The organism is Leptolyngbya sp. BC1307, assembly GCF_002286735.1.
Classification (GTDB): domain Bacteria; phylum Cyanobacteriota; class Cyanobacteriia; order Phormidesmidales; family Phormidesmidaceae; genus Phormidesmis.
Genome location: NZ_NRTA01000009.1, coordinates 80116 through 104388, shown reverse-complemented (window position 1 = coordinate 104388; position 24273 = coordinate 80116). Strand labels below are relative to the sequence as shown.

The window sequence follows — 24273 nt, the reverse complement described above, 5'->3', positions numbered from 1 at the left end:
CTCACCGCTTTACGCTTAGTTAGGAACCCAGACCTGGATGCGGACCCGCTATACAAACCGCCTTACTCAGCCGTAGGGCCGTAGACCTGGGCGTCAATCCCTCGGGCTTTAATATCTTTAATAAATTGCTGAGCCGACTCGGGATTATTGAAAGCAGCCAGCTGGATACGATTGCCATCAGCGAACTGGCGGACAAAGGCAGCATCCACTGCTTTACGGATTTCAAGCAGACCTTGCTCGGTTGTAAACGGCACCGTGACGTAATAAGTCACACCAGCGGGAATCGCCAACGCCTGGAGGCCTGACGCACTTTGCTCAGCACTAGCAGAATTGAGTCCTGGGGTGTTGGCACCGGTACTCTCACTGGCAATCGGGGGGAGCGCTGTAGTGGCAGATGGGCCAATGGGCAGCGACTGCGGATCAACTGCTGTTTGAGGCATCTTCAGAGAGCTGAGGTTGGCGAGGTCGAGAGAGACAAATTCGCTGGCTGATAGGTCAGGACCGGGCGGATCGAAGGCTAGCTGAGAGGTGGTAGCGATCGCCAATTCATGACCCTGAAGTCTATCGGCTAGCTGCTGAGCCACCGCTGGGTTAGACATAAGATAGCTGGCACTAAGTCCCGCGATTAAGCCAAAAAAGCCCAAGACCGCCCCTGCTAACAGTGAAACCGTCTGACGGTTAGGTTTGATAGCCGGGTTGACTGGTTCAGGCAGGTCGGGCACCTCTATTAAGCTCTCAATTAGCTTTTCAGAAGAGACCATATAGCCGCTGGCGATGGTAGCACCGCCATTTTCGATCAGCCCCTGGCCATCAGCAGACCCTGATAGCGCCTTAACCAAGGAACCCGACAGGGCAGCACTGGTGATAGCCACTTGAGGGGTTTCATCTTTGACGATGGGCGCTGACAAATCAGCGCTAGCAGCCTGCGCTGCCAATAACCTTCGATTGGGCGGAAGTGCTGGCAGAGGAACGGGTGCAGCCATATAGGGCACAGTGACAGGCAGCTCAACCGAATCTCGATCAAAAGCGGCATCTTCTAAATCGGCAAATAAATCACCGCTAGCTGAGCCCGATTTAAAGCAATTACGACGATAGCGGTTAAGCTCAGCTTCTAAGCTGATGGTGAGGCTGCCTAAGACAGCCCGCAGCTGAGGGGAAAGGCTACTAGAGGCTGGCTGCTGTGTCATAACGGACGCTTGAGTAAGGGTCATTGATAGGTCAGCAAATGAATCAAAGTATGTTAATCAGGGAGAATAGCTAAGGTCAATACGGATAACTACTGAATGTTGTCATGACGACATGAATAGTTCATATACTGCGCGATAACACGTAAACCCCAAAATTCAGGTCAGCAGACTACCGCTCGTGGCAACAGAAAAATGGCATTAGAAGACCTCAATGGACTCATTAAGGGACTAGAAGGACAGCAGAGCTGGCAGGTACAGAAACAGTTTCGGCTGGTATTACAGCACTGGCAGAGCGCGGTCGGATTTGCTGTGGCCAGGCAGACTCGCCCCATTAGCATTCAGCGCTCAGTTCTCTATGTGGCGACAGCGACAGCGGTTTGGGCGCAAACGCTCTCCTATGAGCGCCTTAAGATTTTGCGTAAGCTCAACCACTACCAGCGGCAACCGCTAAAAAACATTCGCTTTTCGACTGCGCAGTGGGCGCAAACTAATAACTTGATCACTGCTGACAAAGAAAGCCAGCAGCACCCTAGCTACGTAGGTAATGTACCCAGTTTGCCTACGGTCATCGCGCAAACGCCTGATGCCGCCTTTCAGCGCTGGGCGATCGCCATCCAGCAAATGCAGTCTACTCAGGCGCTATGCCCGCAATGTCGCTGCCGCTGTCCTGAGGGTGAACTGGGTCGTTGGGCTGTTTGCGCCCTATGTGCGGCCAAGCAGTGGCACTAGCTAGCGCAGTGGCTAGCGCAGTGGGCTAAGAATCTGTGCGATCGCAGCCACCTCAATTTGCGGTTTCAAAGATCTGTCTTTAGAAAACTTTTTAAAGGCATCTTCATCGACTACGAAAGATTACGGATCTATCGTTTCCAAGCGGCGGCCAGTTAAAAGCACAACATGACTTTAGACCAGCGATCCCCAAACATATCTTTTCAGTAAAATTCACTAAAGCACTGGTAGACATCGTGTATCGCTTCTTAAAGAGAACCTAAAGAAAACCTGAAGGCAAGAGCAAGTGAATGTCTCTTGTTCGGCCTTTCCTACCAATAGATCTAGGTTTCGTAACATTCAGAATTGTTTTTCTCAGTTAAGTCATCATGAATAAGCAACCTAAGAAATTAAGAAATACCGATTATGACTGCTTTAAAGTGTGGAGCATCTCGCTGCGGACTCTGTCGCTTCTATAGTCACGAAGGGCGACGCGGTGGCCAGTGCAGTCAGCTTAGTGCACCTGTGAATTCTCAGTGGAAAGCTTGTTGCCTGGCAGCCTCACCGTTTGAGGAAACTTCTCAACTTACGCTTAAGCCTATAGCTGGGATCACGGCATGGTCGGCCTCAGCGCATATCACCAGTACCCTTGCCTCGCCTGTTCAAGCCCCAGCAGGGGTCGCCCGCTAATCAGTCTTAGAAAGCATCGGTGTTGACGATCCCACAAGAGGGTTGCTGTTGGCGATCGCCCTCAGGGTTAAGTGTTTAAAAGTGTCTTCAAAAATCAAGAAACACGCTGACTCTTTGCCCAGCCACTGTGCTGGTGTGCTGCATTTTTATGAGAGCGATCAAGATCGCTTCTACAACCTTCTATCAATCTGTATTGCACATTCCTCACGGTTGCAAAACTTGTTTAAGGTAGCCAAGGATATTGCCTAAAGTCTGGCTGACGTTTTTCTAAAAAAGCCTGCTTGCCTTCGGCTCCTTCTTCACTGAGGTAATAGAGCAGAGTTGCATTGCCAGCTAGCTCCTGTAGCCCCGCTTGCCCATCACAATCTGCATTAAAAGCTGACTTGAGACAGCGAATGGCAATAGGGCTTTTTTGCAAAATTTCCTGCGCCCACTCAATGCCCTCAGCCTCCAACTGCTCAACCGGCACTACAGTATTGATTAACCCCATATCCAGAGCCTGCTGCGCATCGTACTGGCGACACAAAAACCAGATCTCGCGCGCCTTTTTCTGGCCGACTACGCGCGCCAGGTAGCTAGCCCCAAATCCACCGTCAAAACTGCCAACCTTAGGACCGGTCTGGCCAAAAACAGCATTGTCGGCAGCAATGCTCAGATCGCAGATCAAATGCAGCACATGACCGCCGCCAATGGCATAGCCAGCGACCAGGGCAATCACAACTTTAGGCATCGAGCGAATCAGCCGCTGCAGATCTAACACATTAAGCCGGGGCACCCCATCGTCACCGACATAGCCCGCCGCGCCACGCACGCTCTGATCGCCGCCTGAGCAAAAAGCATACTTACCATCGCTATGAGGCCCCATGCCGGTCAGCAGCACCACCCCAATCGTCGTGTCTTCTCGGGCATCGCAAAAGGCGTCATACATTTCAAAGACGGTTTTAGGCCGAAAGGCATTGCGCTTATGAGGGCGGTTGATAGTGACTTTGGCAATGCCGTCGGCTTTGTGATAAAGGATGTCTTCGTAATCTTTGACGGGCTGCCAGGTGACTTTCATGGGCATAGACATGGGCATAGATCCAACTGGATCAGGAATAACGTTAAGAACCTATGAGCTAGGCGATCAAAATATAAGCTGCTAGCGGAAAATAGAGTAATTGCTACTTTCGATGGATTGGATGGCTTACTACTGGTTCAAATCGTTTCACATTATTGGCGTGGTGGTCTGGTTTGCAGGCTTGTTTTATCTGGTGCGCCTGTTTATCTACCATGTGGAGGCCGATGAAGAGCCCGAACCTGCTCGCAGCATTTTAAAAAAGCAGTACGGCCTGATGGAAAAGCGTCTGCTGAGAATTATCACCACGCCGGGGATGATTTTGACTGTGGCGATGGCTGCTGGCTTGCTGTGGCAGCGCCCTGATGTGCTGCACGAAGGCTGGATGCACGCCAAGCTAGGGTTCGTGGCGCTGCTTTTGGGCTATCACCACTACTGCTCGCGGCTGATGAAAAAGCTGGAGCGGGGCGAGTGCCAGTGGGGGCCAAAGCAGCTGAGGGCTTTAAATGAAGCACCTACTCTGCTGCTAGTGGCGATCGTGCTGCTGGTTATTTTCCAAAACAGCTTTCCGACGGGGGCTACGACCTGGTTGATGGCCGGGTTAGTCCTATCTTTTGTCGTGACCATTCAGCTATATGCGCGCAAGCGCCGGCTGGATAAAGAGCGGCAGGCGATCGCCTCAGGCGACCAAGTGCTGCAAAATTCATAGTGCCTGGTGATGTTTGCAGGGGGCAAGTTCTGACGAATTGAATGATAAGCAGCTGATGAAACTCTGTGATGCTCAAATGAGCGCTAGGGTTTAGAAGTGTAAAGGAATACGGCCCACAGCCTGCCGCTGTACGGATCTTTGGGCAAACAGCGCTGAAAAGATGGACATCTGTTTGGGATCAGTTAACATTTGTTTACATAGTTTTTATACGGTTGCGAAGGGTGCCCGGTAGAAAGGCTATGTGTTAACCCCATGAGGATACCGACAATGAACGACAACGCTCCCAAGGTAGGATTCACTGAATTTGCTGAGACCTGGAACGGACGATTGGCGATGATTGGCTTCGTAGCCGCTCTGATCACTGAGTACGTAACTGGTCAAGGCGTTTTAGCTCAGCTAGGGCTGATGTAGTCGGCCAAAGAACCCAATATCTTGCTATCGAAGTTGGTGGTAGCGAATGTTGCATTTTTTAGATGAAAAGGCCAGGCATCGCTTATCTGGCCCTTTTTTTAGCTGTTTTTTTAAGCTGGCTTGTCTGGCCGGTAGCCGCTATTCCCAGTCATCTGTCGCTTCATCGTAGTCTGCCGGGTCGTACCAGGTCGCCATTGGTCTGAGCCTTGGTGGAATTTCGTCGTCAGGCAAAAATTCTAGTTGCGTTTCTTTTAGCCCTAGGTAGCCTGATTCTGCAAAAGAGGTGAGCATCCGCGTCAGGGCGATCCAGACACTTTCTTCAAACTCCCACTCTTTTTCAAAGGGGGCACGGTCGGCAATCGATTTGAGCGCCCAGAAGTAGCTGTTGCGAACAATCGACCCCTTTTTTTTGTAGGGCGGCACATCTTCATTGCGAAGGAACAGGACCTGGTTATCGATTCGGGCGCGCATGGGTGAACTATAGGGTGGACTTGTCTAGGAAAGGAGAGATTGCTATAGGCTGGATGGAGTCAGCAGTTTGGGGCGAAGTCGATGGTTGCAGCAGTTTCTCTGCAAAACGTTCACAAAGTTTATAACAATACCTGCGTGGTCAACGATCTGTCGCTGGCGATTCATCCGGGTGAGATTTTTGGGCTTTTAGGGCCAAATGGAGCCGGAAAATCTACCACGATTCGCATGTTGACCACTTTAGCGCAGCAGACTCAGGGCCATATTGTAGTGGCGGGCTACGATGTCACTCAGCAGCCAGCGCAGGTTCGCAGCAAGATTGGGGTAGTACTGCAGCAGGTGAGTGTAGACGCTGATCTGACGGTTTGGGAAAATATGGAGTTCCATGGCCGTATGCACCACATTCCGGCGGCTCAGCGGCAGGCTGATATTCGCCAGTGGTTGGGCTACGTGGGCTTGAGCGATCGCACTCAAGACAAGGCCAAAACCCTCTCTGGTGGCATGAAGCGGCGGCTGCAAATTGCGCGGGCACTGCTGCATCGGCCCAGTATCTTATTTTTAGACGAACCGACCGTTGGGCTCGATCCACAGACGCGGCGGCGGCTCTGGGAAATTATCCTTGAGCTAAACCGGGAGCAGGGCATGACGATGCTGCTGACGACTCACTATATGGAAGAAGTGGAGTATTTGTGCGATCGCATTGGCATTATGGATCAAGGCCGGCTGATCGAAAGCGGCACGCTCTCAGAGCTGCGGCAAAAGCATGGGGAAGGGCTAGTGATGAAGCAGCAGAGCGCTACTGGCGACGCGGCAGCAGATAATCGCTGGGAGTATCTCTTTTTTCCTACCCTGGCTGAGGCCAATCAGTATCTCGATCAGCAGCCAGACAAAACCGGTATGATGACGCGACCGGCCAATCTAGAAGATATCTTTGTCGAACTGACAGGCCGCAATCTAGATTGAGAGGAATAGACGAGCAACGGAACACTATATATGACTCGGCTGGCCAATACGATTGAAGCAATTCTCTATCTCAAAGCGCAGCCTTTAAAGATCGGCCAGATTGCAGAATTTGCCCGGTGCGATCGCGATACCGCAGAAGAAGGGTTAATCGAACTGATGGGAGACTACGCCCATAGAGAAGGTGCCCTGGAGATTGCCGAAACCGAAGAAGGCTACGCTCTCCAGCTGCGGGAAATCTACAAGCCCTTAGTCGATACTTTAGTACCTCTAGATATTGGACTAGGCGCGCTGCGGACGCTGGCAGCCATTGCCCTGCGCGGCCCTATCGCTCAGAGCGATCTGGTCGAACTGCGCGGATCGGGCGTCTACCAGCATGTGCCTGACTTAGTCGATCAAGGCTTTGTGCGGAAGCGTCGCCAGGCCGATGGGCGATCTTCATGGCTGCAGATCACCGAAAAGTTTTATCAGCACTTTGAAATTGACAAGCTGCCGCAAATCAGCAATCTCAGACTGCCCCAGCCCATTGCCGATGGCGAAGCCACAGCCTCCGCAGCGCCTGCCGCAGCGCCCGGTGAAGCAGAGCCAGCGGCAGCCTTGCCTGAGGTCGTCGCTACGCCTGCCGCAGAGAGCGACGTGAGCGAGATTGCCCCCCAATTGCCGCCTGAATAGTCCTGCTAAAGCTTGAGAAAATGACGAATTGACCAATTATTCGCTAAGCTGTCCCTAGCCATCGCTGGAAACTATAGGTTGTGACGGAACGGGCCGGTCCACACGGGTGGAGAGTTATCCCGTTCAATCTAGGTTTTGGCGGTCAAGCTAAAGGCGCTATGCGATATCTCTAATGGTTTTTAATCCTGAAAGTGCAGACTTTATCAGCCTGAATTCAGAGGACAGCAAATCCAACGAGCTTCTGAACTATTTGCAGCACCAACCCCCTGAAGTGCTCACTCGGGTGGCGCAATCAGTCAGCAGCGAAATTAAGCAGATTATTTCTCACAACGTGCAAGGTTTGGTCGGTGTCCTCCCGGCAGACGGCTTTAATGTACAGATCAGCACTGACCGGGAGAACCTAGCCGGGCTGCTAGCCTCTGCGATGATGACCGGCTACTTTCTCAGGCAGATGGAACAGCGGATGGAGCTAGAAACTAACCTCTCTGGTTCGCTCGATCTAGAGCTGGACTCTCTCAAAACAGAAGAGTAGCCGCAGCCCTCCATCGGCGCTGCCCTCCGAACTCACTACCTTCCTGCTACGAAGCCCGGTTTGCTAGCCTTCAGCGGGAGGAAACTATACGTTTGCGATCTACTGGAGTTCAGGCGGCAAGGCTGTGGGCTGAACATCAATTTTTTGCAGCTTGCCAGCACGAATGACCTCTACCTGCAGGTCTTCGCCAATACCGCTATTTTCGACTTGAGACTGCACGTCAGTCACGGTGAGGACTGCCTCGTTGTTGATCCGCTTAATCACGTCGCCCTGCTGTAGGCCAGCAGATTCGGCAGGCGTACCCGGCATCACTCTGACGATGACGACACCCTGGTCTTCGCTGATTTTGACGCCAATTTCTTCGTCTTGATTGATGCGATCGCGGATTTCCTTATCCAGATTGACCATCTGAATCCCCAGATAGGGATGCTGCACTTCGCCCGTTGCAAACAGCTGATCAGAAATGCGCTTGGCCGTCTCAATCGGAATGGCAAACCCTAGCCCCTGAGCATTAGCGCGGATGGCTGTATTCATACCAATCACTTCGCCGCTAGCATTGAGCAGTGGCCCGCCAGAGTTGCCAGGGTTGATTGCCGCGTCGGTTTGAATAAACTGCACCCGCTTATCGGCAATGCCTACCTGAGTACTGGAGCGATTTACGGCGCTGATAATGCCAGCAGTGACCGTGTTGTCTAGCCCGAGCGGATTGCCAATGGCGATCGCCCACTGCCCCGGTGAGAGATCTGCTGTGTTACCCAGCGGTGCAACTGGCAAATCGGTTGCTTCAATTTTGATCACCGCTACATCGGTCACCGGATCTGCGCCGATCACTTCTCCCGTAAAGCTACGGCCATCTTTGAGCGTCACCTCTACCGTATCTGCGCCTTCAATCACGTGGGCATTGGTGAGCAGTTTGCCATCAGAGCTGAGAATAAACCCAGACCCTGTTCCGCGTTCCATGTGCTCTGGCAGTTCGGGTTGCTCTGGCAGCTGCGGCGAGTCTTCGCCAAAAAATCGTTTAAACAAGCGTCGCTCCATCGGGTCAGATGAGCCACTGACAGCGCGAGAGGCGTCAATGCGCACGACGCTAGGGCCCACCCGGTTAGCAGCCGTCGCAATAAAATTGGAGTCAACCGGGAGGCTAGGGGGGGGTGGCGCTGCCTGGGCTATTGCCTCCTGAGAAGCGGGAATTACAGCGGGTAGAAGCTGCTCAGAGCGAAGCGCTGTTGCACCTTGATCAGAAAAATAGGTATGCCCGGCCCAGCCGGCCCCCGTGCCCAGCAGCAGCATGACTCCACCCAGCCCCAGGTATTTAGGAGAAACCCCCATGTTCCATCGTCCTTTTATAAATAACCCGCAAAAATCAGCTCCCCTCCCAAAGTATAGAGACGTTTCCACTACTTTGACGGTCTCTACCCGCTGAAAAGCCACTGAAAAGATAGTCGCAATCAGCCGGGTCAGTTTCTTAGTATTGTTTGCTCAGATAAAGACTGCCCTGTTCAATTCATCCGTCGATTGACTCAGTTAATTGACTCACTCGATTCGCTCAGCCCATTCGATTCGCTAAATTAGTGGCAGCGTAAAATTTCCAGATAGCCGATGGTATCCGTAGAACAGTGCTCTAACCGGGTCTCTATTCTATCTAACTCGGTCGGTTGGGCCTTTCGCGAATGCCGGGCGCACTAAATTTAGCAGATCTTTATCTATAATCAATGGCACATTTCTTCCAGCACAGCCAGACCGCAGATACCTCATCAAATCTCTTCAAAGCAGCTCCCTTCAAAGTAATAAAAATGATGGTTGCTGGGCTGATAGCCCCGATCACGATGGGAATTTACCAACCCGCCGTAGCCAGCACTAGCTGTTCTGCTGCGCTAGACCAGATGCGCACTCATCGAGTAGTCGCAGGTGATAGCCTCGATAGCATAGCGATCGCCTATCGTCTGCAGCCATCGACCCTAACCCGATTCAACCCTGGCAGCAGTCTCTCTCCCGGGACAGATCTGCAAATTCCCCCTTTCAATGGCATGGTCGTCAATGTGAGCCCCGGAGAAAGCTGGCAGTCGCTGGCTGAGCGATACAGTAGTCGCGCCGATTTGCTATTTGAAGTCAATGGCTGCGCTGCCGAATTGCCCGGCCGTATCTTTGTTCCAGGCGCGCTCACCACCGTAGCTAGCCGCCCCCAAACAGCGGCACTACCGGGCTATCCTTTATCTGAGCCTGCAGGCATTGCTAGCAGCTATGGTTGGCAGCCCCACTCCACCCGAGACGAGCTGGTTTTCAACAGTGGCATTGCCTTTGCCGTTCCTAACTCTACCGAGGTGCTGGCTGTAGAGAGTGGCACAGTTGCGTTTGCCGGTGAGCAAGCCGGTTATGGGTTGATGGTGGTGATCAACCATGCGCAGGGTCTGCAAACGCGCTATGTCAACTTGAGCGAGGTTACAGTATCGGCGGGGCAGTCGGTAGCGGAGGCGGCAGTCGTGGGCAGGTTGGGGCGTGATGCACCCACATTTTTATATTTTGAGGTGCGCACTAACTCTGCGGCGGGCTGGGTTGCTCAAGACCCTGGGAAGTATTTACCGGCCCTAGAGCTGCGATAGTCGATAGTAACCTACCTAAATTGACCTACCCAAGCGCTGGTCAGATCAGACTATGAATACAGGGATAGAGGCATTCAGCAACTGACTTAAGCGATTCTAATAAGACGAAAAAATGTAGGTTTGTGGACCAGGCTCAAAGAAAAACTGGCCTAAAGCTAGCCAATCGTTTAAGATGCCTCTACAATTCCGGTATCTTTTGGACAAAAGGCTCTCAAGGGGAATCCTTTAACATGAATAGTTCGTCAGAGAGATTAAGCAAGGTGAAGCTGCCTATGGCCTCGCTCAAGCATTTGAAGCTTCAAAACATTAATCCTCTCAAGCAACTATCGAACAAGCTGCCGCAAGGAAAGCCCCCCCAGAAAAACAGGCCGCAGGCAAGCGCTCCTAATGTCAGTATTCCTCAGGCTGATGTAAAGCAGCCAGATTTAAAGCAGTCAAATTTAAAGCGGTCGAAAGGAACTCAGATAGCATTTAACCTTTTGTTGGTAAGGCCCTGGGTGCTGGTAGCTGGCCTGTGGCTAGTATCTATTCTAGGCGCGGCAGTGGCACTAGAAGGCATGATTAGCCCGAGAAGGCTGACGATGGAGTTGCCTGAACCTAAAGCCGAAATCACTTCAGTAGCCAAGGATTCGTTTATCAATATCGAACAGGGCACTGACGATATGGCTTCGGCGGATACCGAGACGGCCCCATCTGCTGCGGGCTCCAGTACAGTGGCTAATGCTGAGAACGATTCAAATTTTCCGGCTTGGTCTGTCGGAGCATTGGTAGGGACTTGCGCAGCTGGTTGCCTAGCTATATCAAGGCAGCGGGCTCGGGTGCGGCTAGCGGCAGCGCGTTCGCGTAGCGTCTCCCGGGGAGAATCGCGCGGTCAAGTGCGTAAAGTACGTTTCGACGCTGAAGCGCCGGGCCGGTCAAACAAACCTGCCCAAAAAGGAGCCATTCACAAGTCAGTCAAGACAGCGACGCCTCGGACAGCGGCTCACCCAGCACAAGCTCGTGGCAGCCAATCGCCTGCCGTTAGATTGACTAAAGCAGCCCAAAAGATCGCTAAGCCAGCAGCTATACCAGCCGTTCGCCCGGCAGCTCACAGCCCTGCATCCCAGGGCAAGCCTAAAAAGCGTCGTCCGCGTCCGCAGCGAGTCATGGCCGCTCCGCCCAAATCTACTGCTGGCCGCGTGTTGGTTTCCCGATCTACCGCTCAGCAGGCGGCACCGACTAGCCGTGTCTCTAGACCGCAGCCGGTCAAACGAGTAGCCGCCCAGGCTGTTAGCCGCCAGTCGGTGGTCAGTGTGGTTCCGGCTAGTGAGGCGCATCCTCTCGATTGGACAGACGGCAGTTTGGCCCACAAGATGGACGTGCGGCCTCAGCGTTCAGTCTCTTCGCTTTAGGGTTTGAACTCGTAGGGTTTGAGCTGTTTGACCCAGGCGATCGCCTCTTCTTGATCGCTAATTTCTCCACTCGCTTGAGCCAGCTCTACCGCTTTTAGCAGATTCCCAATCTCGGGGCCGGGTTTCATGCCCAGACGTTTGATCAGCGCGCGACCAGTAATCAGCACCTGCGGGTGAGCGATCGGATCATTGGGATCTAAAAACCTCTTGATCATTGGCTGTAGCACCATCATGCTCACGCCTTGAGCCAGCCCCAGCAAAGACACCGCCGGGAAACTCTCTCCAGCTGCTTTGAAGAGAAAAAACTGCTGCGCCTGGCTCAGTGGTTCTCGGTGCATCATCTCGATCTCGGGCTGTAGTTGAACTAGGGTCAGCGCAATCTGAGCCTCAGTGCGACTGTATTTAAGCGTTGCTAGGTCGGCTTCGGCGGTGGCCCCATCTTGCCCGATCAATCGGCTCAGCTTAGTCACCTTAATCCAGCTGCGATAAAAGCCAGCAGGTACGGGCTTGAGCCAGCCCCTGAGCCTCTTAGCGTAAGCAGGAAGGTCTTTTGTAAGTCGCTCTGTCGCCTGGTCAATCGCCGCTATCTGCTCTATGTTGCTGGCATTGAAATGAGGCAGACAAAATTGCAGCAGCTGACTGTGCAAAATTGGCGTGAGCTGGTCGGTGCCTGCCGGAACGCTGAGCAAGGCGTCTAGCTCCTGGCGCACCCGCTCAATTGAAATAGCGGCTAGATGAGGTGACAACTGATTGATCGCCGATTGGGTAGCGGGCGATAGCGTAAACCCGAGTTGAGCGGCCTGGCGGTAGGCGCGCATGAGTCTGAGCGGATCGGCGGCCAGGTTTTCATAGCTCACCATGCGAATGGTTTTGCTAGCGATATCGGCTTTGCCCTCTAGCGGATCGACCAGGGTTTGGCTGTGGGGGTGGTAGGCGATCGCATTCACCGTAAAGTCTCGCCGCCGCAGATCGGCCTCCAAACTATCGCCTTGCTGCTGCGCAAAATCTACCGTCATCTGCTCAAAGACAACCCGGGCAATCTGCCGCGCCTGATCCAGCACGACAAACCCTGCATCGCAAGACCTGGCGATCATCGACGCTGTTTTCACCGCGTCTTGAGGCAGCACAAAATCGAGATCGAGGTAGGCTGACTGGCGATGGAGTAGGCGATCGCGCACGCTACCCCCCACTATATGAGCTTCATCAGGGAGCAGATCGAGCGAAAACGGCCAAGTTTCGGGCGTAAAAGCAGACATAGGCAGACATCAATAAGCCCGCACTGGCGCGGGCAGAAAGCAAAAGCCACGGCTGAATCATGTCAGCTGAGATCAAACGATCCCAATAGCTTTCGCACAAAAGTTACGGCCATCTTGATGAATAGACTCATGAACAGAGTCTCAAAATATCTTCCTAACCATATTTCCTCAGTGCATTTTATAGACTTTGCCTCCGCGCAAAGCCACAAGGGGGTATAAGTCTTGCTGCTAGAAGCGAATGCTTCAGCCCTCGCTCGAACAGGGATCACAGCTATTCTCCGAAGAAGACCATGAAATTCTCTGCCGAGCGTATTTCGTGGTTTTCTCCTTTGGAGAAGAAATCACTGTCAAAATCCTACGCTACAGTAAAGCAAAGCCATCTATAGCAAACAAACATCCTCAGTTCAGCTGTAGTCCTACACCGAGGTTTGGCCCATGTGTATTTGTGTAAACTGCCACTACGTTGATAGCTGCATTACCTATCATGCAGTGGAAACTAACCATCAGCAGCCGCATCTGACCGATGCGCCCGTTTTTGAACCTGACAACCCGACTATTAATGCAAACATCTCCTTGCCAAAAGTAGAAGTCAGCGGTCAGAAGATAGTGCAGTCCAGCGAATTTGGATTTGAATATGACGTGGTGGGCTGCAACAGCTTTGCTGAAGAAATGGGTAAATGGGCAAAGCTAAGGCCCGGTGAAGCAGTTCCTACCTGAGCCATCAGCCCGAACCGAACTTTAGAGTAGGGCCGTTCTACGGTGCTAAAGTTCGAGAGGGCCTTTCTCTACAGCTCAAAGGTCATGGCCTATTGCCTTAATCCAGGTTGCCCGCAGCCGCAAAATCCACTGACGGCAAATTTTTGTCAGGCCTGCGGCACACCGCTAGCGCTGGCAGGTCGTTATAGACTGAAATCACTGCTGGGCAAAGGGGGCTTTGGGCGCACATTTTTGGCAGAAGACCTGCTGGCAGATGGTGGTAGCCCATCTCGCTGCGTCATCAAGCAAATTTACAGCGATTCTCTGGCTGAGGAGGGCTTTCACAGCGAGGCTGAGCGACTGCGTCAGTTGGGAGAACATCCGCAAATTCCTCGGCTGCTCGCGGCAATAGAGAATGATTTGGGGCAGTTTTTGGTGCAGGAATTTGCGCCGGGTGAAAACTTAGAACAGCAGATAGAAGCGGATGGGCCGTGGGCAGAAAGTAAGGTGCGATCGCTGCTCACCTCCCTTGTGCCCGTGCTGCAATACGTCCACGGGTTTGACATCATCCATCGCGATATCAAACCTGCCAATATTGTCTTAAAAAGCAGCTTGACTAGCAGCGAACCTCAAAATCTGCCTATGCTGGTCGATTTCGGCGCGGCTAAATGGGTGCGCCTGACACCCGCTAAGACGGTGATTGGCAGTGCCGGATACGCCGCGCCAGAGCAGTCGATGGGTCAGGCTACCTTTGCCAGCGACATCTACAGCTTGGGGCTCACCTGTCTGCATCTGCTCACGGGCATTCATCCGTTTTCGCTCTATTCAGCGGCTGAAGATCGCTGGGTGTGGCAAGACTATTTGACGCAGCCGGTAGAGCCTCGCTTTGCACAAGTGCTCGATCAGATGGTCGTCCGCTCTTTGCAGCAGCGCTACGAAAGCATGGATCAAGTCGCCCTGGACTTGCAGTTTTCACAAAATCCGCTGATCTATGCGCCCAAGAAGCTGCTAGCTCGCGCTAAAGAAACCATGCCTGCACTTAAAAATGTACTGCAGAGCGATCGCCCCGACTCATCGATTCGCCCTGTTGTGGTCACGGCCCCGCAGTCCTGGCAGCGCCGCCAGCGATTGACACAGCCGGTCGGCCTCATTCGGGCAATCGCCGTAAGCCCCCAGCGCCCTATTTTTGCTACGGCTGGTACCGATGGAGCCATCCGTCTGTGGCATTTGCCGAGCGGTCAGCTAGTTCATACGTTTCATCGGCGACGCCTGATCGGTGAGGGACATTCGGCTGAGGTGACGGCACTGCAGTTTCACCCCGACGGTCGGGCGCTCTATAGTGCCAGTGCCGACGGCACGATCAAAGAGTGGGACAGTGGCGAGTGCTGCTTATTGAATACATTGTCCACTGCTGGCTGGCTACCCACAGCGCTAGCAGTCACGCCAGACGGGACGCAGCTAATCAGCCCGAATAGCGACGGCCAGATAGTGCTGTGGGATATTGCGACGCTGATGCCCATCGTTCGGCTGAGCCAGCACCAGCAGCGGGTGAATGCGATCGCGCTATCCGCTCAAGGCAATCTGTTCGCTAGCGCCAGTGACGATGGCACAGTGAAGCTCTGGCGCTATCAGCGAGACCGCCCTCAGCTTGCCAAAACCATTGATCTATCTGGGAAAGGAGCGATCGCCGCTCTCCTCCATACCCCTCATCAAAACCGGCCCTATCAACAGCTAGTTGTCGCCACCAGCACTAATGAAGTGCAGCGCTATGACTTAGATGCTCAGCTCAACCCAGCGCCGCCAGCATCGTTTTATCAGTCCGCCAGCCCAATTACCGCTCTGGCGCTCAGCAGCACCGGCTATCTCGCTGTTGGCAGCGAAGATCGAACGCTCACGCTTTGGCGACTAGAGACGGGGGACTGCGTAGCTAAACTGGCTCACGATTGGGGTGTGGTGGCGATCGCCTTTTCTCCCGATGGCCAAACCCTGATCACCGCCAGTGCTGATGAAGTGATCTCTATCTGGCAGCGAGATCCGGCCGCTCACGTCTAGAATCGGCCCTGTTCTAGCGCCATATCTAACGTCCTAGCCGCTGACGAATGCGCTGAGCCAGCAGCCCCGCCTCAGGAATTCTCAAAACTACAGTCAGTAATGCAAAGGTCACTAAGCCCACCGCGCCCGCTACGCATAGCTGTATAAGGTTAATAAAAAAGCCTTCTGTCCCTATCCAGCTAGCCAATCCGTAGCGGGTGAGCCAGCAAAAGGTCCCGCTCAGAGCACTCGCCGCCGTTAGCGTAAAAATGGTGCCTGCCCAATCGGCAATAGGTAACCCGCCTAGCTTGCGACTAAGAAAGACAGTCATCGCCACTAGCGAAACAACATTGACGCCAATGGTCGCTACGACCAGGCCCGCAGGTCCCATCAGGTTAAAAAAGAAATAGTCCAAGACGGCATTGACCGCGATATTCACTACGCTGATTTTGAAGGGCGTTTGCCCATCGCCCAGAGCGTAGAATACTCGCACCATCACATCTCGCGCCAGGTAGACAAACATACCTACCCCGTAGGCAATCAAAATTGTCGTCACCAGCCGTACCGCCTCTTCATCAAAGGCACCGCGCTTGTAAACCACGGTGACAATCGGCTGAGCCAGGGTGATAATCAGCGCACTAATCGGCAGCATCGTCAGGGCGACCAGCATCAGGCTCTGGCGAATGCGCTGCTTGAGTTCGGGCCACTGCTCCGGGTCGGTCAGCCGAGAAAAAATCGGAAAAAACGGCACCAGAATAATATTGGAGACAATGCCAAGCGGCGTCTGTACCAACAGGTTAGAAAAATTGAGCGCTGCTAGCGTACCGGGCACGAACGCGGCAAAAAACAGATCGGTGTATACATTAATCTGCATGGTGCCAGAGGAAAATGTCGCTGGCCCCAGCACCTTGAGCACATCGCGCACGCCCGGATCGCTAAGATTAAACCGCAGCTTTAGCCGACCCAACCCCGAACTCCACAAAGCCGGCACCTGAACCAGCCATTGCAAAATTGCCCCGACCAGTGCGCCTCCGGCCAGGACCATGCCGCCCACCATGGCATAGCTCGGATCGCTAATATTGCTGCCCAGCACCAGCCACAAAACGCCCAGTCCCGCAATTACGCTTGTACTCGAAAGCAGCGGACTAATGGACGGTAGCCAGTACTGATCGGCAGCGTTAAGCGTGCCAAAGCCAATGCCAATGAAGCAGGCGAAAACCGTGATCGGGGCCATGATGCGTAGCTGAGTGATAGCGATCGCCCGACTCTCCAATCCCAAAGAAGTAGATTGAAAGCCTCGCCCGAGCAGATCAATCACCGGCCCCGCAAAAATCACCAGCGCAATCGTAGCAATGACTAAGACAATCCCTACAACGGTCGTCACCGTTTCGACAATAGGCGCAATCTCTTCTTTTTTGCGCTTGGAGACCGCACTGACAATGGCGCTGTGAAAAGGGCCATTGATGCCACCTAGCAAGATCAGCAAAAAGCCAGGAATGACATAGGAGACGCTGTAAGCATCGGTCACTGGCCCCGTACCAAAAGCCGCCGCGATCGCCGTCTCCCGCAGCAAGCCAAACACCTTACTGAGCAGAGTAGCTACCGCCACAATTCCCGCAATTCCCGCTAGCGATCGCTTACCCAAAACTACCTACCTCCGCTCGGCTGGCTACCTTCTGAAATCAAGCCTGAAGCGCTCCCTTCCAGCTTTTAAAATTAGTCAGACCTCATTTAATCACTCCCTGCGTCTCTATATTCATTTAGCGCACCGCCGAACGCAGCCAGCCGCTGACACAATCCACACCCATCGTCAGGCCAATAAATACGCCCAAAGTCGCCGCTAGTCCGCTGTAGTCAAAGCTGCTGAGCTGCTCCATCATCAGCCGCCCTAAGCCGCCAGCCCCGACCAGGCCGACAATCACCGTCTCCCGCAGACACACCTCCCAGCGATAGAGAATGTAAGCCAAAAAACGGGCCAGATTCGCAGGCAAAATGCCATAGAAAACCAGGCCACCGCTAGAAGCTCCGAGCGATCGCAGCGCCCGCACCGGCCCATCCGGCAAGTTCTCATTCACCTCCGCCATTAGCCGCCCCAAAATGCCAAAGTTATGAATTCCCAGCGCCAGCGCCCCCGGCAAAATGCTAGGAAACATCCCGTATAAGATCACCAAAGCTAAAATCGGAGCCGGAATCGCCCTCGCCCCCAGTAGCAGCAATCGAGCGAGCAGCAGCGCCAAATGCCCCATCCCCCAGCGCCCCCCTTCACCCGCTGAGCGCAGTATCCCCCCCGGCAAAAAAAAGTTTTGCGCCGCCGGAAATGAAAAAGCCACCCCGCCCAGCCCCGCCAGCGTAATGGCGATCACCGACATCGCCACCGTTTGCAGCGCCATCGGCACCAGCGAAAAAGAAAATTCTGGCAGCACCTGAGCAGGCGTCACCTGAGCGGCGAGTTCTGAGAGAAGCGATCGCGCCCGTCCCCACCGACTCCAGTCGATATCTAAATAGGCCAAACACAGCGGGAAGGCTGCGGCGATCGCCCCCCACGAAAGCCTCACAAACCAACCCTTTCCCCCTTTCCCCTTTTCTCCCTTCTCCCCCTCTCCCTCATCCTGCCTCCCCACCAAATCCATCCGACTGACAAACCCCATCCGCCGCCGCAACCAACCACTCCACGCATCCACCAGCCCATTGAGCAAAATCAGCGCGTAAAACCCCGTCCATAGCTGCGCATACTGCAAAGACTTGAGACTCAAAAAGATCTGATAGCCCAGCCCGCCAGCGCCAATTACTCCCAGCACTGCCGCCGACCGCAGCGAGCATTCAAACCGATAGAACCCATAGGAAATTAGGTTGGGCAGGGCCTGAGGCAAATGGCCATAGACAAAAGCAATGCCTGGTCGAACGCCACTGTTGATTAGAGACTGCAAGGGCGCAGTTGGCGTCTCGTCCAAAATTTCGGAAAAAACCTTGGCGGTGATGGCACCAAAGGGAATGGCGATCGCCAGCACTCCCACCAGCGGATCTAGCCCCAGCACATTCAGCAGCAGCAGCCCCCAGATCAGCTCATGAATCGCCCGAGGAATTACCAACGTTCCCCGCAGCGCTATCCACAGGCTTTGCCCCGCTGTGCCCGGCCAGCACACCTGCCACCAAACCTGCGAGCAGGCCACCCCACCAAACAGACCCATTACCAAGCTCAAAGCCGTGCCGCAAACCGCAAAAGCCAGCGTCGTCAAGGTGGCATCGCCAATCACCCGGACAAATTCGCCGTCCAGAGCAGGACGAAACATCGCTGCCCAAAACTGACCCAAAATCGGCAGACCCGCCCAGTTAATGATCGGACTGCGACCGAGCCCAGCCAGCCACAGCGACCAAACGACCAGCCCGATCCACAGCAGCAAGCCACCTTGACTTCGAGAAATTGATCGCTTAAAAGGCATCTGCCTTTAAGTCATAAAGCTCAGCTAAATCCTGTTGGCTGACTGCCGTGCTAGACCGATCAAAAACTAGCCGTCCCTGCCGCAAACCAATAATGCGATCGCAATAAGCCTTCGCCAAATCCACATCGTGTAAGCTCACCAGCAGCGTTCTGTTTTGACCGATCTGGCTGAGCAGATTCATCATGTCGTGCGATCGCGCCGGGTCTACGCTAGCCACCGGCTCATCAGCCAGCACAATGGCCGGATCTTGCACAAGCACACGCGCCAACGCCACCCGCTGCTGCTGACCGCCCGAGAGCCGATCTGTTCGCGCATAGAGCTTGTCGGCTAACCCCAACTGAGCCAGTGCCTGCTGAGCGACATTCACCTGCTGAGGCCACACCAGAGACCACAGCGCTTTCCACAGCGGCCAGCGCCCCAAATGACCCGCATTGACGTTGTGAATCACCGGCAGATTGCTGACCAAATGGTGCTGCTGATAGACCATGCCGACCTGTCGCTGTACCTGACGACGGCGATCACCGTGGAGATTTTGCAGCGATCGCCCCAATACCCTCACCTCTCCGCTGGTCGGACTCAATGACCCATTTAGCAAGCTCAGCAGCGTACTTTTGCCGGCCCCGCTAGGCCCCACTAAAGCAACGCGCTCACCGGGGGCGACCACCAAACTCACCGCCTGCAGTGCCACCAGTTGACCAAACCGACAGGTGACGTTATTTAGGCTGAGAACAGGGTTATCTAGTTCACTTGATCTTGCCGATCTCACGGCCTACCGCCTCAATCTGGGCATAGTTGCCATTTTGGGTCTCAATAAACTTTTCAGCCCCAAATAGCTCCAGGATTTCGGCCTGCTCAGGGTTGCTCGCATCGAGCTTCAGCAGTGCCGCCTGCACTTTTGCAGTAAAGCCTTCGCCGTATTGTTCGTTGAGCTGATCGCTATTCACCACCCAGTGATAGTCGTAGTAAGCAGGGGTCTGCCAAATGGCTCGCACTTTACTCTCGTCCACCTCGCCCTCAGCTACCCGGTCTAGCCACACTTGCTCGTTCAGAGCACCTGCATCGTAACTACCGGACTCAACCAGCTTGAGCGTCGCGTCGTGCGAGTCTGAAAACCCCGGATCGCCCTTAAAGTCTGACAGTTCTACCCCGGCCTGTGATAAAAAATACTGCGGCATCAACCGGCCTGATGTCGAAGAGTCTGAACCGAAAGTAAAAGTTTTGCCCTTGAGACTAACCAAATCGTCCAAATTCTCAATTGGGGTGAGCCCGCTGGCAGTATTGACGATAAAAATGCTGTGAAATTCAGCGTCAATGTCGCGCTGGGCGATCGCCTCCGCATCCGGCACTTGCAATCTAGCCTGCACGCCAGTCAACCCGCCAAACCACACCAAATCCAGATCGCCTACCTTAAACGCCGTCACCGCCGCTGTGTAATCAGTCACTGGCTGATATTCCACCGGTACCCCCAATTCTGCACTCAGATAGTCCGCTAGCTTGCTATAAAGCCGCTGTAGCTTCTCCGGATCCTGATCGGGGATCGCGCCTACAGACAAAGGCTCTATTGAAGTTGAAGCCGCCGTATCACCTGCACCTGCGTCAGCCTCACTGGGTCCGCGAGCGCCACAGCCCACGGCCGCAAACAGCAGCAGACCACACAGCCCAGCAACGACAGAGCGGCGGCTCCGAAAGACAGTTTTAGCCATTGAAAAAATTGCTCGGAATTGAAGCGGAATCTGAGACTATCAACTTTTGCAGAAGACATCAATAGGCTTTTGCATAAACCCTCCTTAAGGGCGATAGGGTCAATTCTTTGCTTGCGTAGTCAGCGATCGCTCACTGTGAGGAATGGATAAGTTTTCCCCAGGCTATGCCAATAGCCCGACGCAGGACCAGAAGCCGCGCAAAATCTCAAAACGGAGCCAGATTTTTACGCCCACAGCTACCAAATTGAGCCTGAGCAGATTCGCTCATTGTTAACTTGCGGACTATGACTTTTCTAGGTATCAGCCTGAAACCCTTAGAAAACATAAGCTTGGGAAATTGCTCATAGCGGTAAATGTCAACAGACGCAACCCAAAAAATCAGTTAGCCAACATCGCGACGGTTTTTTGCTTTCTAATCTTCCTCGGAGAGTTTCCACAGGTTATCCACCGATTTCCCAAAAGTTTTCCACAGGTTGAGGAGAGTTTTCCACAGGTTTTAACGCAAAGTCAGTGACTTCACGGTTTTCTTGGGATTTTGTATAGCAGGCTCTAAAAGTATGAGAATAGCCGGGATTAATAAATATTTTTGTAACAAAAAAGCGCTCGAAAGCCTGATTTATCGTTTTTCACAATTAACCCAAAATAGTCATTCCAAGTTTTTTTATCATTGACAAACCCTACCCATCTGCTCAAAATAGTCGGACTACCTGCCAGCAGCGCAGAGACCACCTATGAGGTTCTAAATGCAAGTAACCGTAAGCATCCTGGCCGAGATACCTGAAGAACTTCACGAATCTCTGAAAGGCTTTCTCGAAACTCATCCTGCCTGGGATCAAGACCGTGTCTATGCGGCGGCAGTTTCACTATTTTTGCTTCAGAATGGTCAGAGCCAGGGCGATCGCACCCCATCACGAGTGTATTTAGACACGCTCTTTGACTACGCTCATTAGCCGGTCTGCTCATAGCCGTCCGCTTATTGTCAAGCTTGACAGACGACTTGATTTATCTGTACCCACTAGACCAGCTCAGCAAAATGGCTAATTAAATCGATCAGGCTAGCTCAGGGCCATGATCCCAGCTGACTCTCGCCCAGCCAGCCAGCGCGAGCACGGACATTACTCAGCCTTGGATTACAGCCGACCGGCTCGTAAAAGCTCCCCATCGGTCGGTAGTTTGGGTATAGTTAAGTTAAGTCGTAAGATAAGTGCTATACAGCCATGTCTGTCAATCCTGCTGATTGGGTAATTCCCCATCGGACGGCGACGCAGGATTCTTTGCTACTCAGAGAAGTATTACAGAGTATTAACGCGCAAAGCTGCCCGAGAACCTACAACTTTCATATGCACACCAACTGCTCTGATGGGAAACTCACCCCCACAGAGCTGATGGCTCAGGCTGTAGAGATTGGCTTGAGCGGTATGGCAATCACCGACCATCACAGCGTAAAAGGCTATCACCGAGCCTGCCGATGGATGGAAGACTGGCGCTGGCATAACCCCTCTAGCTGGAGTCGTAAGCGCAATCAGGGAGCCAAAGTACTGCCCAAGCTCTGGGCGGGCATAGAAATTACGTCTTTTCTCGCTGATACTGACGTTCATATACTAGGCTACGCCTTTAAGCCTACTGACGAAGGCATGAAGCCCTACACCCAAGGGAGCGCACCCAAAGGCGAAGATAGGCAAGCCAGCCGGGTGATTCAGGCGATTCAGACAGCAGGGGGCATTGCTGTACTGGCGCATCCCGTTCGCTATCGTACTGACGAAGTCACGTTAATTCAAGCGGCGGCTCAGCTAGGGATAGATGGCGTCGAGACGTATTATGCCTACGACAATCCCAAAACCTGGCGACCGAGCCCCGGCAAAACGGAGCGGGTGCAAGCTTTGGCTCATGAGCACAGCCTGCTCAGCAGTTGTGGCACCGATACCCACGGCAAAATCCTAACTAAACGCCTCTAATCGAGCTTCGGAGCAACTGATACTACTATTGCCGATCAAAAAAGCCGCTAGGGAAAACCTGGCGGCTTTTTTGAATTTGCTCCGAATTCCCGTGGAAGTAAGAGCGTGTGAGCACCCAGCTAAATTGCTGGAGCTACATGGTCATAGAGGTCATCAGCATGATTAGCCCTACACATCCGGCTACGAAGAGTAGCCCTAACCCGACTGATTGCCCTAGACCTTTACGTGAAACTTTCATAGTAAAGACAGGCTATTGAGCCGTGACAACCGTATACCTCATAACAGTAATGCGGTGATCCCCGCGCTTTTCATTTAATGAACAATTGGTAAACAAAAGCAACGATACTTAAAGATAACGGAGACTAGCCGAGCCGCTTTGAGCGCCCTATTAACTCAATAAGCTGTTTATAAGCTGTTTCGGTAGAGAGTAGGTACAGATTCAAGTTGGGATCGCCAAATGATCACAGCTGCGCCGAGGACTTGTTCGCGTAACTACACAGAAGCGTTAACCAGTTCTCACAAATCGACCCGCTGGCGACGGGGCGATTGCCAGCGCCTTAGTTGAGATCTACGCATCCGTAGCGCTGTTCATTCATAGCCCCTATCCCTGCTCTTGGGTTCCTTCCAGTCGAGATTGCGCGCATCCGGCTGGTTTGTAAATAACGTCGATCTGAACCTGATACCGGGTTGCGACTTCTGGCCGGTCAAAGTCGGCATTCTCTACTGCTTCAAGGGCTTGGCGGTTGAGCACTTCGTAGCCAGTGCTCTTGAGAATTGTGGCATTTTCTTGGGTGCCGTCAGGATTGACAACGACCCCGACTAGAGCGTCAGCTGGCGGCACTTCTCGGCAGGCTTTGAACTGAGAGTCGATAGTGAGTTCGGCGGTATCAGCCGGCATTTCGCCTTGCTCCTCAGAGATAGCGGCTAGCCAGGCTTCTGTATTAGCTTCTGCCTCTTCTTCCGATACGCCTGTGCTGTCATAGGTCAGGCTAGCTCTCAATTGGGAGGGATTGCCCTGTGCGGCAGGGGCACTGGACGGCGTGGGGGCATCTGAGGGTGACGTGGGCTCCGCCGCCGCCGATTCTGGCTCTGCCGGAGCGTCTGTCTCTGGCTCGTTGGTTCCGGCTCTTTGCGCTGCCGCTAAAATTTCGTCTAGAGATCGCCCCCCCTCTTCTGGTGTTCGCAAATCGTCTGCAGTGCCAGTTGGGTCGCTATTTGAGTCAGTTGGAGGGCGATCGCCACTCTCATCGCTGTTGTCGCTGAGGTCAGGAAGAGAAGACGGCACTTCAGCAGGAGGCACTACAAGCTCAGTCGTTTGCGTAGGGGTACGATTGACCGGTAAAGGAATGCTGGTTCCCTGAGTGAGCGGTCGCCGACCGGAAGATAGCGAATTAATCGAGTTAATGCGCTGCTGAGTGGTCTGGGGCAGCGTTGCTGAGGGAAAGGGAGCCGCTGCTGTGCGCCTTTCTGGCAGGCTGGTGTTGGGCTCAAAAGGGAGTCCAGAGGGCAGCGCTAAGCTACCTAGCCCGGTCAGTTCTGGCGATTGGCGGCTACCGTCGAAGTCGGGCAGGCGATTTTGCTCGGCGGGCGTGAGCTGCACAAGGGGCACAATTGTCTCTTCCGCGTCTGCCTGCTGAGCGGCTTCGGTGAGGGCCGCAAATGAGAGGTTGGTCTTGGGGCCTAACGTCAAAAAAGCGACATGGGCACCAACCGATAACAGCACGCCAACGCCGGTAGGGCTGATCGCTTTAGTCAACTTGACGAGGGGGCGAATTGCTGATTTTACCTGAGGAGAAAGGGCCATAGCGGGGTA

The 24273-nt window shown here is 53.6% G+C and carries 22 protein-coding genes; 12 read left to right on the top strand and 10 right to left on the bottom strand.

Features of this window, described 5'->3' with window-relative positions; translation table 11 throughout:
* Positions 1-62 precede the first annotated feature (62 nt).
* Entirely contained in the window at positions 63-1187 is a 1125-nt protein-coding gene (locus CKL79_RS07725; protein ID WP_121969005.1) for an SPOR domain-containing protein, read from the bottom strand.
* A 192-nt stretch (positions 1188-1379) separates the two neighbouring features.
* Here CKL79_RS07725 and CKL79_RS07720 point away from each other — a divergent pair, with 192 nt between their 5' ends.
* Positions 1380-1916 carry a DUF721 domain-containing protein gene (locus tag CKL79_RS07720; protein WP_121969004.1) on the top strand — a complete coding sequence of 179 codons (537 nt, stop codon included), beginning with the start codon at positions 1380-1382 and terminating at the stop codon, positions 1914-1916.
* 889 nt (positions 1917-2805) lie between these two features.
* Here CKL79_RS07720 and menB read toward each other — a convergent pair.
* Positions 2806-3639, bottom strand: a complete 834-nt coding sequence (gene menB / locus CKL79_RS07710; protein ID WP_121969032.1) for a 1,4-dihydroxy-2-naphthoyl-CoA synthase — start codon at positions 3637-3639, stop codon at positions 2806-2808.
* Positions 3640-3760: 121 nt separating this feature from the next.
* On the opposite strand from menB, the gene hemJ reads away from it, so the two are divergent.
* The gene (gene hemJ, locus CKL79_RS07705) at positions 3761-4345 is read left to right on the top strand and encodes a protoporphyrinogen oxidase HemJ (RefSeq protein ID WP_121969031.1); all 585 of its coding nucleotides are present in this window, start codon (positions 3761-3763) and stop codon (positions 4343-4345) included.
* A 267-nt stretch (positions 4346-4612) separates the two neighbouring features.
* Entirely contained in the window at positions 4613-4756 is a 144-nt protein-coding gene (locus CKL79_RS07700) for a chlorophyll a/b-binding protein (RefSeq protein ID WP_121969002.1), read from the top strand.
* A 138-nt stretch (positions 4757-4894) separates the two neighbouring features.
* Here CKL79_RS07700 and CKL79_RS07695 read toward each other — a convergent pair whose 3' ends face one another.
* Positions 4895-5227, bottom strand: a complete 333-nt coding sequence (locus CKL79_RS07695) for a hypothetical protein (protein ID WP_121969001.1) — start codon at positions 5225-5227, stop codon at positions 4895-4897.
* Positions 5228-5308: 81 nt separating this feature from the next.
* Between CKL79_RS07695 and CKL79_RS07690 the strand changes: the two genes are divergently transcribed.
* The 3 genes from CKL79_RS07690 to CKL79_RS07680 all read left to right on the top strand — a co-directional run bounded on the left by CKL79_RS07690 (position 5309) and on the right by CKL79_RS07680 (position 7388).
* Complete coding sequence (locus CKL79_RS07690) at positions 5309-6187, top strand: ABC transporter ATP-binding protein (protein WP_121969000.1); 879 nt, start codon at positions 5309-5311, stop codon at positions 6185-6187.
* 30 nt (positions 6188-6217) lie between these two features.
* Entirely contained in the window at positions 6218-6856 is a 639-nt protein-coding gene (gene scpB / locus CKL79_RS07685; RefSeq protein ID WP_121968999.1) for an SMC-Scp complex subunit ScpB, read from the top strand.
* A 172-nt stretch (positions 6857-7028) separates the two neighbouring features.
* Complete coding sequence (locus CKL79_RS07680; RefSeq protein ID WP_121968998.1) at positions 7029-7388, top strand: DUF760 domain-containing protein; 360 nt, start codon at positions 7029-7031, stop codon at positions 7386-7388.
* A gap of 99 nt (positions 7389-7487) precedes the next feature.
* On the opposite strand, the gene CKL79_RS07675 is transcribed toward CKL79_RS07680, so the two are convergent.
* Positions 7488-8717 carry an HhoA/HhoB/HtrA family serine endopeptidase gene (locus CKL79_RS07675; protein ID WP_121968997.1) on the bottom strand — a complete coding sequence of 410 codons (1230 nt, stop codon included), beginning with the start codon at positions 8715-8717 and terminating at the stop codon, positions 7488-7490.
* Between the two features lie 464 nt (positions 8718-9181).
* Between CKL79_RS07675 and CKL79_RS07670 the strand changes: the two genes are divergently transcribed.
* The gene (locus CKL79_RS07670) at positions 9182-9988 is read left to right on the top strand and encodes a M23 family metallopeptidase (RefSeq protein WP_205879031.1); all 807 of its coding nucleotides are present in this window, start codon (positions 9182-9184) and stop codon (positions 9986-9988) included.
* A gap of 479 nt (positions 9989-10467) precedes the next feature.
* Positions 10468-11379 (top strand): hypothetical protein, encoded by a 912-nt coding sequence (locus tag CKL79_RS07665; RefSeq protein WP_170943998.1) that lies wholly within the window; start codon positions 10468-10470, stop codon positions 11377-11379.
* Here CKL79_RS07665 and CKL79_RS07660 read toward each other — a convergent pair.
* Positions 11376-12635: a CCA tRNA nucleotidyltransferase gene (locus tag CKL79_RS07660; protein WP_121968994.1), complete on the bottom strand. Its 1260-nt coding sequence runs from the start codon at positions 12633-12635 to the stop codon at positions 11376-11378. The two genes, CKL79_RS07665 and CKL79_RS07660, sit on opposite strands and share 4 nt — an antisense overlap.
* A 435-nt stretch (positions 12636-13070) precedes the next feature.
* Here CKL79_RS07660 and CKL79_RS07655 point away from each other — a divergent pair, with 435 nt between their 5' ends.
* Positions 13071-13352 carry a Ycf34 family protein gene (locus CKL79_RS07655; RefSeq protein ID WP_121968993.1) on the top strand — a complete coding sequence of 94 codons (282 nt, stop codon included), beginning with the start codon at positions 13071-13073 and terminating at the stop codon, positions 13350-13352.
* A gap of 84 nt (positions 13353-13436) precedes the next feature.
* Positions 13437-15383: a serine/threonine-protein kinase gene (locus CKL79_RS07650; protein ID WP_121968992.1), complete on the top strand. Its 1947-nt coding sequence runs from the start codon at positions 13437-13439 to the stop codon at positions 15381-15383.
* Positions 15384-15408: 25 nt separating this feature from the next.
* On the opposite strand, the gene murJ is transcribed toward CKL79_RS07650, so the two are convergent.
* The 4 genes from murJ to CKL79_RS07630 all read right to left on the bottom strand — a co-directional run bounded on the left by murJ (position 15409) and on the right by CKL79_RS07630 (position 20505).
* On the bottom strand, positions 15409-17007 hold the full coding sequence (gene murJ, locus CKL79_RS07645) for a murein biosynthesis integral membrane protein MurJ (protein ID WP_121968991.1): 1599 nt from the start codon (positions 17005-17007) through the stop codon (positions 15409-15411).
* A 115-nt stretch (positions 17008-17122) separates the two neighbouring features.
* On the bottom strand, positions 17123-18802 hold the full coding sequence (locus tag CKL79_RS07640; protein WP_121968990.1) for an ABC transporter permease subunit: 1680 nt from the start codon (positions 18800-18802) through the stop codon (positions 17123-17125).
* A complete protein-coding gene (locus CKL79_RS07635; RefSeq protein ID WP_121968989.1) occupies positions 18792-19568 on the bottom strand; it encodes an ATP-binding cassette domain-containing protein in 777 nt (258 codons plus the stop codon). Before CKL79_RS07635 ends, CKL79_RS07640 begins: the two co-directional genes overlap by 11 nt.
* Positions 19546-20505, bottom strand: coding sequence for a putative selenate ABC transporter substrate-binding protein (locus CKL79_RS07630; RefSeq protein ID WP_121968988.1), 960 nt, complete (start codon positions 20503-20505; stop codon positions 19546-19548). The genes CKL79_RS07635 and CKL79_RS07630 overlap by 23 nt, the downstream gene beginning before the upstream one ends.
* Before the next feature lie 743 nt (positions 20506-21248).
* On the opposite strand from CKL79_RS07630, the gene CKL79_RS07625 reads away from it, so the two are divergent.
* Entirely contained in the window at positions 21249-21455 is a 207-nt protein-coding gene (locus tag CKL79_RS07625; RefSeq protein ID WP_121968987.1) for a DUF2811 domain-containing protein, read from the top strand.
* Between the two features lie 267 nt (positions 21456-21722).
* Positions 21723-22460, top strand: coding sequence for a PHP domain-containing protein (locus tag CKL79_RS07620; RefSeq protein ID WP_121968986.1), 738 nt, complete (start codon positions 21723-21725; stop codon positions 22458-22460).
* Positions 22461-23061: 601 nt separating this feature from the next.
* Here CKL79_RS07620 and CKL79_RS07615 read toward each other — a convergent pair.
* A complete protein-coding gene (locus tag CKL79_RS07615) occupies positions 23062-24264 on the bottom strand; it encodes an energy transducer TonB (RefSeq protein ID WP_121968985.1) in 1203 nt (400 codons plus the stop codon).
* Positions 24265-24273 lie beyond the last annotated feature (9 nt).